This is a genomic window from Alicycliphilus denitrificans, assembly GCF_044792555.1.
In the GTDB taxonomy this organism is placed as follows: Bacteria; Pseudomonadota; Gammaproteobacteria; order Burkholderiales; family Burkholderiaceae_C; genus Alicycliphilus; species Alicycliphilus denitrificans_A.
This window is the reverse complement of sequence record NZ_CP126238.1, coordinates 1,718,667-1,731,276: the sequence shown is the minus strand read 5'-3', so window position 1 is coordinate 1,731,276 and position 12,610 is coordinate 1,718,667. Positions and strand designations below refer to the sequence as shown.

Below are 12,610 nucleotides of genomic sequence, written 5' to 3'. Positions count from 1 at the left end.
CGGCGGGCCACGGGCGCCATTTCAGCGGCGCTCGGTGCGCGGCGCGCGTGCCGGGGCGGCCGCGTCGGCGGCAGCGGCGTGCGCGTCCGCCGCGCCGGGCAGCTTGTGGATTTCCAGCTCACAGCCGCTCATGTCCAGCGAGAACACCAGCGTGCCGCCGGGCGCTATCTGCGGCACCGTCTCATGCAGCGGGCGCGACATGTCCACCGGCGGCATCTGCGAGCGGTAGATGATCTGCTTGTTCGCGTCATAGACGACATAGCAGGCGGCCCAGCCGCCCTGCGCGAACAAGCCGGCCGCCAAGGCGGCCGCAGCGGTCTTGGCCAGGCGAATGACTGTCATGCTTCCCTACCTTCGCGTCACGTGAATGCCGGGCATTATTGCGAAGTTTGATTCGGGATCCGCCCGGCAATGGAACTATTGCGCGGCCCATACGTTGATACCGGCAATGCGCCCTTTGAGCCAGCTTGACGAGACCGACTGCATCGCCCGCGCCCAGCGCGGGGAGGTTGCGGCGTTCTCGGAGTTGGTGGCGCGCTACCAGGACCGCATCTACCGCTTCCTGCTGCGCCTGACGCGGTCGCAGGAGGATGCGCGCGAGCTGGCCCAGGAAACCTTTCTGAGCGCCTACCAGGCGCTGCCCCGCTGGCGCCCGGATGCGCAGCTGTCCACCTGGTTGTTCCGCATCGCGCGCAACCAGGCACTGGACCGGCTGCGCCGGGCGCGGCATGTGGAGTTCGTGGCGCTGGACGAGGCGCTGCACGACCAGGTGCCGGCGGATACGCCCACGCCCGAGGCCGTGCTGCAGGGACGCCAGCGCATCGCGGCACTGGAGGGCGCGCTGGCACGGCTGTCGGTGGAGCACCGCGAGATCCTGCTGCTGCGCGACATCGAGGACCTGCCCTACGAAGACATTGCCGAGGTGCTGGGCATCGGCCTGGGCACCGTCAAATCCCGCATCGCCCGCGCGCGCGCCGGGCTGCTGCAGCACATGCCGCGCTGAGCACAAGCAACCGCAAGGAGTCACCATGACCTGCCCTCGCACCGAAGACCTTTCCGCCTATGCCGACCAGGCACTGCCCGCGCGCCGGCAGGCCGCGCTGCGCCAGCACCTGCTGGCCTGCCCGGTATGCCGCCAGCAGCTGGATGCGCTGCAGGCGCTGCGCCAGGAGCTGCACGCCCTGCCCTCGCCCACACTGGGCTTCGACCTGGCGGCGCAGTTGCAGGACCGGCTGCCGCGGCGTGCCCCCAGGCCCCGGCGCACCGGCTGGAGCCTGGCGGGCTGGCTGCCCACGGGCCTGGCGACCGGCGCGGCCCTGGTCTCGGGCCTGTGGCTGGGCGGGCTGCTGCTGGGCACCGGGGCGGCCGTACCGGCGGCCAGCCCGGCCATGGCGCGCGTGTTCGACCCCGTGCCACCCGGCGGGCTGTGCGCCGCCGCCGAAATTTGCCGACTGCCGAGGACCCTGCCATGAAACACCCCGCCTGGACCCGCACCCTGCTGGCCGTCTCGCTGGCGCTCAACCTGGGCGTGCTCGCGGCGCTGGTACTGCGCCCCGCCCTCGTGGCGCCATCCCAAGTCGCGGCGCCGCCGGCCGTGCACCTGCCCGACTATCTGCAGCTCACACCCGAGCAGCGCGCGCGCTGGGACGCTCTGGAGGCGCCCTTCCTGCACGACCTGTCGGCCAACTGGGACGACATACGCCGCCACCGCGAGGCCCTGGTACGCCACATCTTCGCCGCCACGCCGGACCGCGCGGCCATCGACGCCGAGCAGGCCGCCATCGCCCAGCTGCAGGCCGCGCAGCAGCAACGCGTGATCGCCCAGCTGCTGGCCGAGCGCGCGCTGCTGGGAGAAGACCAGCGCGAACGGCTGCTGCAGCTGCTGCTGGGCCGCTATGCCGAGGAGGCGACCGAAGAGGAGCTGCTGCACCGCAAATGAGAGCGCGCTCATCAAAGATGCAAAACAGATGGAACATTTCTGCGCGCCCTTCGTTGAAGACAGCAAGGCAGCCAGGCCACCCGGGCACGGCCGCCTTGCATGGTTCAACCTTCAACGGAGCTTTCTCATGAAAACCTTCACCGCCCTGCTGCTGACCGCCGCCCTGGCCGCCCCCCTGGCCGCCACCGCCGCTGGCGCGCACGACCACCACGGCAGCGCCGAGACCCACCAGCTGCAGCTCAATGCCGGCAAGAAATGGGGCACCGACGCGCCGCTGCGCCAGGCCATGACGTCCATCCACGGATCGGTCACACAGATCCTGCCCAGCGCGCATGCGGGCAAGGCCACGCCGGCCGACTACGACGCCTTCGGCAACGCCATTAACCAGCAGATCGCCTACATGGTGGAAAACTGCAAGCTGCCCGCCGCCGCCGATGAGCAGTTGCACATCATCGTGGCCGACCTGGCGGCCGGCGCCGAGGCCGCCCAGGGCAAGCATGGCGAGGGCAAGCGCGCCGCGGGCGTGGTGCAGGTGGCCAAGGCCTCCAACGCCTACGGCAAGTACTTCAGCCACAGCGGCTGGAAGGCCGTCAAGCTGCCCCATTGAGGGGCATGGCCACAGGTGGGCAGCGCCCACCTGATGGACGATGCATAGACTTCATCAAATATGGCTCAAGCGCCCATATATGAAGCGTAGGCAGCTATGCTTCAAATAGCATCCATGGCGTCCAGGGGCCACTCGCCGATCACCTCATAAGGCCCGCTCGACCCGCGCCGGTTGTGCAGCAGCGCGAAGCGGTCCACCTTCCAGGCCAGCGGCGCCACCGCCTGCTCGGGCACGGCCTGGCGGCTGTAGCACAGCGTCATGTGCGGCGTGATGTGCGGCGCCTGCGCCTGGGGCCACAGCGCCGCATGCAGGGCCGCATGCAGGCGCAGGAAGCCAGCCTGCGCCTCAGCGCTCGCGCACAGCACACAGGGGCGCTTGGCACGCGGCGCCCGCGGAAAACTCAGCACATGGTCGAAGCGCAGCTCGAATGCCGGCACCCGCACATGCGCCGCCGCGGCACATGCCCAGGCCAGATGGCGCCCGGACAGCGTGGCCTCCCAGCCCAGCGACAGCAGCGTGGCATGCAGGCGCTGCGTGCGCACCTGCGCCTGCAGGCCGTGGCGCGCGATGAGCGCCTGCCCCAGATCCGTTGCTGCGCGCGCCGTGGCCGCGTCGGGCACCACCGCGAAGAACAGATGGTGCTGAAGGGGCGGCGCTGCGGGCGCCACGTCGGCCGGCGGCGGTTGTTGGCTTGGCATGGGCACGACTGTAGCGCCGCGCCTTCGATCTGCCAGCGACGGGACTTATCCGGGCCGTGCAGGAGCGTGCAGATGATGCTCCAGCATTTCACTCGGATTTTTTTAATACTCCATTAATAATCAATTAATAGAATATTTAAGTTTATGCATAAAATATGTCAATAAATATTTACTGTATTTATTGATTGCGATCAAATTAATAACCAAGGATATAAACAGACAATACTCGGACAAAATAAATATTCCAGAGTATTCATGTCACAAACTTCCCCTTCCCTCGCGCCGGCGCAGGCCGGCAAACGCGGTTTTTTGCAAGAGCTCATAGGCCTGGCCACGGCTTTCGGCATGGCGGGTGCCGGCCACGCCGCCACCCCCTTCGCACCGGGCCAGCCCCAGCGGCGCCCCGGCATGGAGGGCAAGCGCTTCGGCATGCTGGTGGACCTGCGCAAGTGCATTGGCTGCCAGGCCTGCACGGTGAGCTGCTCGGTGGAAAACCAGCCACCCATAGGCCAGTTCCGCACCACGGTGCTGCAGTACGAGGTTGACAGGCCAGACGGCAGCGCGCCCGCCATGGTCAGCCTGCCGCGCCTGTGCAACCACTGCGAGGAGCCGCCCTGCGTGCCCGTGTGCCCGGTACAGGCCACGTTCCAGCGCAGCGACGGCATCGTGCTGGTGGACAACGAGCGCTGCGTGGGCTGCGGCTACTGCGTGCAGGCCTGCCCGTACGACGCGCGCTTCATCAACCACGAGACGCAGACCGCCGACAAGTGCACCTTCTGCGAGCACCGGCTGGAGGTGGGCCTGCTGCCCGCCTGCGTGGAAAGCTGCGTGGGCGGCGCGCGCGTGATCGGCGACCTGAATGACGCGGGCAGCGAGATCAACCGCCGCATGGCCGAGCACAGGGATGAGATCAAGGTGCTGAAGCCCGGCATGAAGACCGAGCCGCGCGTGTTCTACGTCGGCCTGCCCGACGAGTTCGTCAACGGCGTGGACGGCCAGGCCAGCGTGCGCCTGGTGTCGGATCACTGAGAGAGGACGGCATCACCATGCAGATCATCGAACTCCTGACCCCGCACTACGAGGCCGCCTGGCTGCCCTGGGCCGTGCAGTATTTCTTCCTCGCCGGCGTGGCCACAGGTGGCGCGCTGCTCAGCGCGCTGTGCGTGTGGGCGCCGGCCGGCAGCGCGCCGCGGCGCCTGCTGCCCGCGGCCGTGCTCACGCTGGCCGTGAGCGCCATCGCGGCGCCCGTGTCGCTGCTGGCCGACCTGCACCAGCCGGCGCGCTTCTGGCATTTCTACGCCCACTTCACGCCCTGGTCGTGGATGTCGGTCGGCGCGCTGCTGCTGCCAGCCTTCATCGGCCTGTCGCTGGCCATGTGCGCCAGCTGGTGGCTGGGCAAGACCCGTTGGATGCGAATGCTGGCGCCGCTGCTGGTGCTGTCGGCACTGAGCATCACGGTCTACACCGGCGCCGAGGTCATGGTGGTGCGCGCCCGCCCGCTGTGGAACACCGCATGGCTGCCGGTCAACCTGGCGCTCACGGGCTGGCTGGCGACCGTGGGCGTGATGTTCGTGATCGAGCGCTTCCTGCCCGAGCGCCTGCGCCCCGATACAGCCACGCTGCAGCTGCTGCGTGCCACGGGCCTGGGCCTGGCCGTGGCGCTGGCCTTGGCCACGCTGAGCTGGCTGACGCTGGGCCTGGTTGCGCGCAGCCCGTCGCTGCAGGCCGCCGCGCGGCTGTGGCATGACTTTCCGGTGTGGCGCTTAGGCATGGTGGCCTCGGCCATCGGCGGCGTGGCCGTGCTCGCGGCGCTGCTGCGCGGGCGCCAACGTCTCACAGCACGAGGCTACACCCTGGTGCTGGGCCTGGGGCTGGCGGCCAGCGCCTGGGCCTTCCGCTGGGCGCTGTTCATGAGCGTGCAGGGCGTGCCCAAGTTTGGTGCCGGCCTGTACCTCTACCACATGCCGCTGGGCGGCGACGGCCTCTTGGGCATGGTGGGCGTGGCCGGCCTGTGCGTGGCGCTGGTGGCGCTGGCGAGCTGGGCGCTGGAGTTCTTCCCGGAGCGCCGGGACATGGGCACGGAAATTCAAGACAAATCGGCCTTCAACGCAATATAGAAAAGCGCTAGCAGCTATTAAATAAATAGTAATTAAAGCGGCTGCAACCCGCCTCGAAAGGGATCACATGACCGACAAGAAACAAGCACCCACCGCGCAGCAACCCGAAGAAGTCAACCGCCGCCGCATGCTGCTGCGCGGCGGCGCCGTGGCCGGCGGCCTGGCGGCCTTTGCCGCGGGCTATGGCGAGACCGTGGCCAAGGGCGCCAAGGGTCTCATCCAAGGCACCTCGGGCACGGCGACGAAGAGCGCCACGCGCGGCAACTCGCTCACCCCCGAGTTCCGAATCGACCCCGTGACCGGCCAGCTCACCACCCAGCCCGGCCAGGTGGTCAGCCCCAGCAGCTGCCTGGGCTGCTGGACGCAGTGCGGCATTCGCGTGCGCGTGGATACCGAAAGCAACCGCATCCTGCGCGTGGCCGGCAACCCCTACCACCCGCTGGCCACCACGCAGCACGCCCCCATGGACATGCCGGTGCGCGAGGTCTATGCCAGTCTCGGCGGCGACAACGGCCTGGAGGGCCGCGCCACCAGTTGCGCGCGCGGCTCGGCCATGTTCGAACACCAGACGGCGCCGCACCGCGTGCTGGCACCGCTGAAGCGCGTGGGCCCGCGCGGCTCGGGCCAGTGGCAGACGATTTCGCTGGAGCAGCTGGTCAAAGAGGTCTGCGCGGGCGGCGACCTGTTCGGCGAGGGCCATGTGGAGGGCCTGGCCGCCATCCGTGACGTGAGCACGCTGATCGACGCCGAGAATCCCGAGTACGGCCCCAAGTCCAACCAGTTGCTGTTCACCGATGCCTCGAACGAGGGGCGCACGCCGCTGATCCGGCGCTTCGTCGGCCCGGCCTTCGGCTCGGTCAACTTTGCCAACCACGGCGCCTACTGCGGCCAGACCTACCGCGTGGGCACGGCTGCGGCGCTGGGCAACATTCCGGGCATGCCGCACGGCAAGCCGGACTGGAAGAACTCGCGCTTCGGCCTGTTCCTGGGCACGGCGCCGGCGCAGGCGGGCAACCCGTTCCAGCGCATGGGCCGCGAGCTGGCCGAGGCGCGCTCGCGCGAGGAAAGCAGCTACCGCTACGTGGTGGTTTCGCCCATCCTGCCCATGTCGTCGAGCCACGCGGCCGGCGACAACAACCGCTGGCTGGCCATCAAGCCCGCTACCGACCTGGCGCTGGCCATGGCGCTGATCCGCTGGATCATCGACCACGAGCGCTACGACGCGCAGTTCCTCGCCCAGCCCGGCCCGGCCGCGATGGCCGCCGCCGGCGAGGCCGCGTGGAGCAACGCCACGCACCTGCTCATCAACGACGCCAAGCACCCGCGCTACGGCCAGTTCCTGCGCGGCGCGGACATTGGCCTGCCCATGCCCGAGCCGGTGGACGAGAAGACCCCGGCCGAAGACGTGTACGTGGTGCAGGTGGCCGACGGCAAGGGCGGCTTCAAGCTGGTGCCCCACACCGTGGCCCAGGCGGCCGAGCTGGTGGTGGAACGCGAGTTCACCCCGCTCAAGGCCGCGGGCGCCACCGAGGAGCCCGCGCCCATCGCCGTGTGCACCTCGTTCGTCAAGCTGCGAGAGGAAGCACGGCGCAAGACGCTGCAGGAATATTCGGATCTGTGCGGTGTGGCGGTGAAAGACATCGAAGACCTGGCGCGCGAATTCACCAGCCACGGCAAGCAGGCCGTGGCCAACTCGCACGGCGGCACCATGAGCGGCGCGGGCTTCTATACCGCCTACGCGATCGCCATGCTCAACAACCTGATCGGCAACCTGAACGTCAAGGGCGGCTGGGTGCTCGATGCCGGCCCGTTCGGCCCCTTCGGCCCCGGCCCGCGCTACAACTTCGCGCAGTTCCCGGGGGCGGTAAAGCCCAGCGGCGTGGCCCTGTCGCGCACGCGCTTTCCCTACGAGAAGACCAGCGAGTTCAAGCGCAAGAAGGAAGCCGGCCAGAACCCCTACCCCGCCAAGGCGCCCTGGTATCCGGCGCCGGGCGGCCTGTCCAGCGAAATGCTGGCCGCGGGCCTGCTGGGCTACCCCTACCCGGTCAAGGCCTGGATCAACCACATGAGCAACCCGGTGTACGCCATCTGCGGCTTCGAGAACACGCTGGTGGACGCCATCAAGGATCCGAAGAAGCTGCCGCTGTTCATCTCGGTGGACCCGTTCATCAACGAGACCTCGGCCCTGGCCGACTACATCGTGCCCGACACCGTGACCTACGAGAGCTGGGGCATCGGCGCGCCCTGGGCCGACGTGGTCGCCAAGAGCAGCACCGTGCGCTGGCCCGTGGTGGAGGCCGCCACCGCCAAGACGGCGGACGGCAAGCCCGTGAGCTTCGAGAGCTTCGTCTTCGCCGTGGCCAAGCAGCTGCAACTGCCCGGCTTTGGCAAGGGCGCCATGTCCACCAAGGACGGCGAGCCGCTGGACCTGGAATCGTCCGAAGACTTCTACCTGCGCGGCATGTGCAACATCGCCTACCAGGCCGGCAAGCCCGTGCCCGAGGCGTCGGACGACGACATCGAGATCACGGGCCTGAAGCGCTGGATGCCCGACCTGGACAAGCGCCTGAAGCCCGAGGAAGTGCGCCGCGTGGCCATGGTGATGAGCCGGGGCGGCCGCTTCGACAAGATCGAAGACGCCTGGAAGGGCGAGCACGTCAAGGCCGCGCACAAGTTCCCCGTGCAGCTGTGGCACGAAGGCCTGGCCAAGATGCGCCACTCCATGACCGGCGAACGCTACGCGGGCTGCCCCACCTGGTTCCCCACCCGCTTCGCGGACGGCAGCAGCATGCGCACGCACTTCCCCGAGCAGGACTGGCCGCTGACCATGAGCAGCTACAAGTCCAACCTAATGAGCAGCATGTCGATTGCCGCCAGCCGCCTGCGCCAGGTGCACCCGCACAACCCCATCAGCCTGAACAGGGACGACGCGGCCAAGCTGGGCATTGCCAACGGCGACCACATCGAGGTGAGCACACCCGGCGCCCAGTTGCAGGGCGTGGCCCTGGTGCGCGGCGGCATCGCCCAGGGCGCCATCGCCATCGAATACGGCTACGGCCACACCCAGCTGGGCGCCGCGGCCCACACCGTGGACGGCCAGCCCATGGCCCACAACCCGCAGCACGGCAACGGCGTGAACCTGAACCGCCTGGGCTTTGCCGACCCCACCCGGCCCGCCAAGGACAACGTGTGGATCGACTGGGTGTCGGGGGCGGTGGTGCGGCAGGGGTTGCCGGTGCGGGTGAAGAAGGTGTGATGCCCGTCAGGCACTGAGCGCCGTGCGCTTGCGCAGGTGCGCTGAATGAAAAAGCCCATCTCAGTTGCGATGGGCTTTTTCGTTCTTATCGGCGGTTTCGACCCGTTGCTGTCCTTCGCACCTTGGCGGCCAACGTTTGCTTTGTAGCGGTTGCAGTCGTGTATGGCAACGAGTCGAGAGCCACAAAGCTGCCACTCAACGCTGGAGTTGTCGCAATGGCATCTTTCGCACTCTCGGGGCCAATGTGCGCGCCCCCGGTGATACGGTCGGTGGGCTTACCAACGAAGAGTTGAGCCGTATAACTGTTGGTCCACCATCCAACGGTCTTGGGCCGAGGCTTTGAGCGTAGCGACCCGAACGCGGAAGTGCTCGACCGGGCTCCGCCTGTGGCTTAGCAGACCAGACTGGGGCGATCGCAGCCTGATCCGCGCACCACTGATCATGGCCGCCTACGACGTGCGCCGACAGGAACAGCGGGAGAACTCACTAGCGACCGTTCGCATGGGCGGAGCTGTGTGTAACACGTATGATTTCAGGTTGTTACGACCTGCTGACGTCTTCTGTCTCGCCACATGTAGGCACGCGATGACAGAGGCCAAGAGTCGCAGAAATAAACACATCAAGGGAGAGGGCGCTGTGCAAAGCAAAACCTATTTTGACCTGTGCATTAAGAAATTAAGCCTTCTTGCCTATGAAGTGGAGATACGAGGTAGTCTAAATATCTTAGATTTGCATGTACATTGCGAAAACTTTTACGCTCGCCTGCTTAACTGTATTTACGGACTAGCCTTCGTCAACATGAATTCTATAGAGCAAAACGCCGAGGGTATCGATCTAATTGATCACAGCAACAAAACTGTCCTTCAAGTTTCCTCTACAGCCACCACCACAAAGGTGCAAAAATCACTCGAGAAAGACTTATCCGAATATGAAGGATACAGATTTCGGTTCGTCTCTATATCTAAAGATGCATCCGGCTTGAGAGCTAATGAATTCAGGAATCCTCATAAATTAATTTTCGAACCCAAAAATGACATTATCGACATCAAGTCTTTGAGTAATGCAATTGCCATACTGGAACCGTCTCGCCAGCATCAAGTTTACAAATTTCTACAGAGCGAACTTCCAGCTGACAATGATACCATTCCGTCGGAGTCGAATATCGCAGCCCTTATCAATATAATCGGCAGCGAAGACTTGAGCCTAGGCGCACAGAATTCCAGCACCATTCCATTCAACGTCGAAGCGAAAATTGAATTAAATGGCTTGGAAGTCGCCGCAGAACTAATCGAACACCATAAAATCTATCATCCTAGAATAGATAAAATCTACGCCAGCTTTGATGAGGCGGGGCGAAACAAAAGCACCTCCGTCTTGCACGCATTTAACAGATTTTATCTTCAGCTGAGCAGACAACATAAAGGCGATGATTTATTTTTTGAAATTATCCAGCACGTTATGAATGCTGCAAAAAGCAGTTCAAACTTTCAACCAACAACACTGGAAGAACTCGAACTCTGTGTGAATATTCTTGCGGTTGATGCATTTCTTAGGTGCCGAATATTCAAAAAGCCCAAGGAGAATAAGCATGCTATTGCCTAAGGACATCCATCCAGCAAACAGCCTATACTTTAATGGCGCATACATCATAAAAGCGCTCAAAAAAAATAAGGCTCTTAGTTTTATGGACTTGCTGATGGAGACGCGAATTTTCCATGGAATGCCGATTGCGTTGTTTGCACTTTCATTAGACTGGCTCTTTCTCGCTTCTATCGTGCAATACAACAATAACGGCGAGATTGAATTATGTTCCTAAAGTCACTTTACATTAATAGCGTGGATGGACTCATCCGAAATATAACGTTCCACGCAGGAATCAACTTCATCGTTGATGAAACCCCTCCTTTAGAAATCCTGGCCACTGGAAACAACGTTGGAAAAACGACGGTACTCCAGTTGATTGATTTCTGTCTAGGCGCCAGCGCAAAAGGTATTTATACGGATCCAGAAAACAAGAGGAATGAAGACTTAAAGGTCAAGAACTACCTTATAGACAAGGAGGTCTTGATCACGCTGACACTTACTTCCGACCTCGAGAGTCCCTTTGCAGAGGAACTCGTTATCGAACGAAACTTCTTGCCACGAAAAAAACAGATTCGTCGAATTAACGGTGAGCACCTTACCGAGGATGCATTTGAAGAACGTCTCACAAATCAGTTATTCCTAAATCATTACGGAAAGAAGCCCACTTTTCGGCAGTTGATATCACACAACATACGATACAAAGATCAGAGCGTAAACAATACACTCAAGACTTTGGACAGCTTCACACGTGACGAAGAGTATGAAGCGCTTTACCTATTCCTACTTGGCTGTAGTTTTGACGACGGGGATTCCAAACAAACTGTCCTCTCTCAGATCAGGATCGAAACAGCGTTCAAGAACAGATTGGAGAGCAAGCAAACACGCTCTGCATATGAGGCGTCTCTATCTCTACTGGAAGGAGAAATTCAGAGGCTTGACGCACAGAGGTCATCGCTCAACACCAATCCCAATCTTGAAGATGACCTTAAAGCACTCGACAAAGTTCGGTATGAGATTAGCGTATCTGGCTCAAAGCTGAGCCGATTGAATTTAAGGCGAAACCTTATCCAAGAGGCGGTTCAAGAGGTTCAATCCAGCACTGCAAATATCGATATAGAACAACTTAAGTCTTTGTATAGCGAGGTTTCAGCTAAGCTCGGTAAACTCAATCGAAAATTTTCCGAACTAGTCGAATTCCACAACAAAATGGTGAATGAAAAGACTCGCTACATAAAAAAAGAGCTTCCGCAGCTAGAAGCCCAAATCATCGAATTTTCAGCTCGATTAGACCAGCTTCGCACAACAGAGCGAGAATTAACAAAAAAACTAGCGACCAGCGGCTCATTTGAGGAGCTTGAAAAAATTGTTGTTAAGCTCAACGAAAAGCACCAAAAGAAGGGCGAGTACGAGATAATTATCGAACAAATCACAGCAGTCGAAAAAAATCTAAAGAATCTAAATGAAAAGCTCGAAGGAATTGATGTTCTTATTTTTTCTGATAAATTTCAAGCGCAAGTTCAAGAGCGCGTCAATTTGTTTAATAAATATTTCTCAGAGGTTTCCAGAGAGCTGTATGGAGAAGAGTACGCACTGAAGTTTGACATCGGCATCACCAGGACAGGCCAACGCGTCTATAAATTCAGCGCATTCAATACAAACTTCAGCTCGGGAAAGAAGCAAGGAGAGATAACCTGCTTCGATATAGCCTACACATTTTTCGCCGATAACGAAAAAATACCTTGTTATCATTTCCTGCTGAGCGACAAAAAGGAATTGATGCACGACAACCAACTTGTCAATATTGCGACCTTGGTTGAACGAGAGTGCAAACATGTTCAGTTCGTTGCTTCGATTCTTCGGGACAAGTTGCCCCCGGCGTTAAACAAGGATGAGTATTTCTGTATCAGACTTTCGCAGTCTGATAAGCTGTTCCGTATCGAGCAGCACACGTCGTGATAGTCACAGCTCAAGGCCCCGAGGAATAAATGTAGTGCCCCGCTCAGCGGGTGATTTGTAGACCGCTTTTGTCGGTAAAGGCCTTGACGCGCTCCACCCCTGGAACGACTTATGACGTCCGCGCAAAGCGGAAGTTGGCGTACTTCCGATCTCAGCCTAGACCTGCTGTTCGCGGCCACGCGCCAGACAGCGGCTTCTGGCCGCAAACCGTCACCTAGAGGGATCGAAGCACTGACGCTGCCTTAGCACTTCTCTAGGCTGCGGCCCCCTTCAATATGTCTTGAGGACACAGGCCCTGCTGTCTCATGAGCAAAAAATGCCTTTACGGCTTGCCGCATAAGCGCAAACAGCTACCATATTGATAGCAATCCACATTTTCCGAGTGAACAGTACGGCATGCTGCCCGCCCCCTGGGCAAAGTCCGCTGCCCCTCCGCACGCCAATGCCGCGGAA

At 61.6% G+C, this 12,610-nt stretch carries 12 protein-coding genes; 10 read left to right on the top strand and 2 right to left on the bottom strand.

The features are described from left to right. Positions 1-21 precede the first annotated feature (21 nt). Entirely contained in the window at positions 22-342 is a 321-nt protein-coding gene (locus tag P7644_RS08240) for a hypothetical protein (protein ID WP_404302726.1), read from the bottom strand. Positions 343-448: 106 nt separating this feature from the next. On the opposite strand from P7644_RS08240, the gene P7644_RS08235 reads away from it, so the two are divergent. The 4 genes from P7644_RS08235 (at position 449) to P7644_RS08220 (ending at position 2,546) form a co-directional block, all read left to right on the top strand. Continuing rightward, positions 449-1,003: a sigma-70 family RNA polymerase sigma factor gene (locus tag P7644_RS08235; RefSeq protein WP_404302724.1), complete on the top strand. Its 555-nt coding sequence runs from the start codon at positions 449-451 to the stop codon at positions 1,001-1,003. A gap of 25 nt (positions 1,004-1,028) precedes the next feature. Beyond that, on the top strand, positions 1,029-1,472 hold the full coding sequence (locus tag P7644_RS08230) for an anti-sigma factor family protein (protein ID WP_404302722.1): 444 nt from the start codon (positions 1,029-1,031) through the stop codon (positions 1,470-1,472). Next, a complete protein-coding gene (locus P7644_RS08225) occupies positions 1,469-1,939 on the top strand; it encodes a periplasmic heavy metal sensor (protein WP_404302720.1) in 471 nt (156 codons plus the stop codon). The genes P7644_RS08230 and P7644_RS08225 overlap by 4 nt, the downstream gene beginning before the upstream one ends. A gap of 127 nt (positions 1,940-2,066) precedes the next feature. Continuing rightward, positions 2,067-2,546 carry a hypothetical protein gene (locus P7644_RS08220; RefSeq protein ID WP_404302718.1) on the top strand — a complete coding sequence of 160 codons (480 nt, stop codon included), beginning with the start codon at positions 2,067-2,069 and terminating at the stop codon, positions 2,544-2,546. Positions 2,547-2,647: 101 nt separating this feature from the next. Here the strand turns inward: P7644_RS08220 and P7644_RS08215 are convergent, their stop codons facing one another. Then, entirely contained in the window at positions 2,648-3,244 is a 597-nt protein-coding gene (locus tag P7644_RS08215) for a 2'-5' RNA ligase family protein (protein ID WP_404302716.1), read from the bottom strand. 255 nt (positions 3,245-3,499) lie between these two features. On the opposite strand from P7644_RS08215, the gene dsrO reads away from it, so the two are divergent. The 6 genes from dsrO (at position 3,500) to P7644_RS08185 (ending at position 12,157) form a co-directional block, all read left to right on the top strand. Further along, positions 3,500-4,273 (top strand): sulfate reduction electron transfer complex DsrMKJOP subunit DsrO, encoded by a 774-nt coding sequence (gene dsrO, locus P7644_RS08210; protein WP_404302715.1) that lies wholly within the window; start codon positions 3,500-3,502, stop codon positions 4,271-4,273. A gap of 17 nt (positions 4,274-4,290) precedes the next feature. Then, positions 4,291-5,361 carry an NrfD/PsrC family molybdoenzyme membrane anchor subunit gene (nrfD, locus tag P7644_RS08205; RefSeq protein ID WP_404302713.1) on the top strand — a complete coding sequence of 357 codons (1,071 nt, stop codon included), beginning with the start codon at positions 4,291-4,293 and terminating at the stop codon, positions 5,359-5,361. 67 nt (positions 5,362-5,428) lie between these two features. Next, complete coding sequence (locus P7644_RS08200) at positions 5,429-8,617, top strand: tetrathionate reductase subunit A (RefSeq protein ID WP_404302712.1); 3,189 nt, start codon at positions 5,429-5,431, stop codon at positions 8,615-8,617. Between the two features lie 441 nt (positions 8,618-9,058). Further along, a complete protein-coding gene (locus P7644_RS08195) occupies positions 9,059-10,219 on the top strand; it encodes an ABC-three component system protein (protein WP_404302711.1) in 1,161 nt (386 codons plus the stop codon). Continuing rightward, complete coding sequence (locus P7644_RS08190) at positions 10,206-10,433, top strand: ABC-three component system middle component 6 (protein WP_404302710.1); 228 nt, start codon at positions 10,206-10,208, stop codon at positions 10,431-10,433. The genes P7644_RS08195 and P7644_RS08190 overlap by 14 nt, the downstream gene beginning before the upstream one ends. Positions 10,434-10,453: 20 nt before the next feature. Then, positions 10,454-12,157: a DUF2326 domain-containing protein gene (locus P7644_RS08185; RefSeq protein WP_404302709.1), complete on the top strand. Its 1,704-nt coding sequence runs from the start codon at positions 10,454-10,456 to the stop codon at positions 12,155-12,157. The last annotated feature ends 453 nt before the right edge of the window (positions 12,158-12,610 follow it).